Source organism: Sulfitobacter sp. (assembly GCF_041552635.1).
In the GTDB taxonomy this organism is placed as follows: Bacteria; Pseudomonadota; Alphaproteobacteria; order Rhodobacterales; family Rhodobacteraceae; genus Sulfitobacter.
Genome location: NZ_JBFEKM010000320.1, coordinates 1 through 2,132 on the forward strand (window position 1 = coordinate 1; position 2,132 = coordinate 2,132).

The 2,132-nt window shown below is 56.7% G+C and carries 3 protein-coding genes; 1 reads left to right on the top strand and 2 read right to left on the bottom strand.

What is annotated here, in order from left to right; genetic code table 11:
- Positions 1-254 (bottom strand): hypothetical protein (locus tag ABYT07_RS20620; protein ID WP_372993872.1); only part of this gene is annotated, 254 nt, incomplete at its 3' end.
- 279 nt (positions 255-533) lie between these two features.
- On the opposite strand from ABYT07_RS20620, the gene ABYT07_RS20625 reads away from it, so the two are divergent.
- Positions 534-1,229, top strand: a complete 696-nt coding sequence (locus ABYT07_RS20625; RefSeq protein WP_372993873.1) for a hypothetical protein — start codon at positions 534-536, stop codon at positions 1,227-1,229.
- Positions 1,230-1,373: 144 nt separating this feature from the next.
- Here ABYT07_RS20625 and rsgA read toward each other — a convergent pair.
- Positions 1,374-2,132: ribosome small subunit-dependent GTPase A (gene rsgA / locus ABYT07_RS20630; RefSeq protein WP_372993874.1), on the bottom strand; the 759-nt coding region annotated here is incomplete at its 5' end.

Sequence of the window (2,132 nt, forward strand, 5' to 3'; positions counted from 1 at the left end):
CAACAGTAAAACGCTTGGACTGTGGCGCTAGTTTCGGTGCTGGTCTGTTTGCTAACCACACGTTCTAATACTGCAATCTTCTCGATCAGATCGCACATCGTTTCGATAGCCATGTCGATCAGACACCCCCCGCCGTTGTCAGCAAATGACGTGGCGCATATCTGCTCCCCATCAATCGCCATCGACATGACGCGCAACATGGCTTCAACCTTTTGCGCTTGGTCCAGTGGCGTTGCGATATAATCCCGGCTCATGCTTTGGCCTCCTTCACGCTGTCCAGATCATCGGCCAGCTTTCCAGCCAAACGCTCAATCGTCACCAACAGCGGCCCGCGACCTTGGAAGGCTTGTATCGTAGGCAAATTCTCCTTGCAGCATGGCAAGCGCAACACGCAGTCTGGTTCCTGAACTCCGGTTATGATCAAGATGCGCGATCTGGTCCACAGATTTGACGCCTATGGCGTCAGCGGCATCGCTAACGGCTTTGAAACATTCTTACGCCAAACAGGGCATCAATCTGGTGTCGGAGGTAGAATGCCCCTCGTCTTGTTTGTTTTGATCATGATGCAATTTGCGACGGCCGTGCGGGCCGAGGCCGTGCGCGGCAGTTTGTTTGTCTCGACCTCTGCGGGGTCGAACGGGACAATGGCGGCCCTATTTGTCGGCCGGTCACCGGGCGGGATGTTTGCGGAACGCCCCGCACATGTACCGGTTTATGCCGATGCGGCGATTGGCGTTTTCGGAGGATCAGACGTGGAATTGATCCGCGCCTTGATTCAGGAAGCTGAATCGCGCATCGACGGATATGACGCAGTGCAGTTCGGCGCGCGGGTCAAGCCCCCTCAAAGGCCCACAAGGATGACCATAGCCGAGGTGTTCGACTGGATTGCCGCAACGCCGGGACAGCCCCACGCCATCGGGCGCTATCAGTTTATTCCGCAAACCCTGCACCGTCTGGTCGCAAAAACCGGCGTCAAACCAACCCAGCGTTTCAGCCCCAAGATTCAGGACAAACTGGCCGACGTCTTGCTGGCCGAAGCCGGGCTTCACAAGTTTCGCGCCGGTGCCTTGGACCGTCAGGATTTCATGAACAATATGGCTAAGATTTGGGCCGGTTTGCCCAATTCAACCGGAAAGTCACATTATGACGGCTATGCGGGCAACAAAGCGTCAATGAGCTGGGCACGGTTTGACGCCGTCATGGCAAAGATTTCACCCGAAAGCGGATGAATTGGATGATTGACTTGGATACGCCGGCCCCGACATCACGGCTCCAACATCACAGCGCGATCATAGCGACCAGACAAGGGATATTCCCAAGCCAAATCTGAACGGCGGCACGCGGGACAAATACACTGCAATATCAGGACGTAACTAACGCGATTTACCACGGGATTGAGGTTTTTTATTGCCCCGCGCGCCGGTTACCTTGGGTGTATTTTCAACATTTTCATCGTACAACTTGTGCCAGCGATCCAACCGCTCGGCGTCCAGCGCGCCTGAAACAACGGCAGCCTGAACCGCGCAGCCCGGCTCGTGCTTGTGACTGCAATCACGAAAGCGACAATCGGGGGCAAGCTCTGTGATCTCGGCGAATAGAACGTCCAAACCGGCGGATACATCGCTGACGCGCAAGGTGCGAATGCCGGGGGTATCAATGACCCAACCGCCCTGCGCAATGGCATGCAGGGACCGCGACGTTGTGGTGTGCCGCCCCTTTGCGTCATCCTCACGGATATCACCGGTCAGTTGCGCCTGATCTGCGGGTTTGTCCGCCAAGGTGTTCAGCAACGTCGATTTGCCCACCCCCGAAGACCCCACCAGTGCGACGGTTTTCCCCATACTGCACCAAGGCTCTAACGCAGTCACTGCCGAAGGCGATTTGGCATTGACGCAAACAACCTCAAGACCGCGTTGCAGCGCGGCGGCACGGTCGATGAAATCTGCCGCATCCGTCACCTGATCCGCCTTGGTCAAGACAATTACTGGGTTGGTGCCCGCCTCGTTGGCAAGGGCCAGATAGCGCTCCAACCGGGCCGGATTGAAATCATCGTTGCACGACGTCACGATCAACAGCGTATCGACATTTGCCGCAATCAACTGCGGCTCTCGCGCGCCGACGGTTTGACGTTC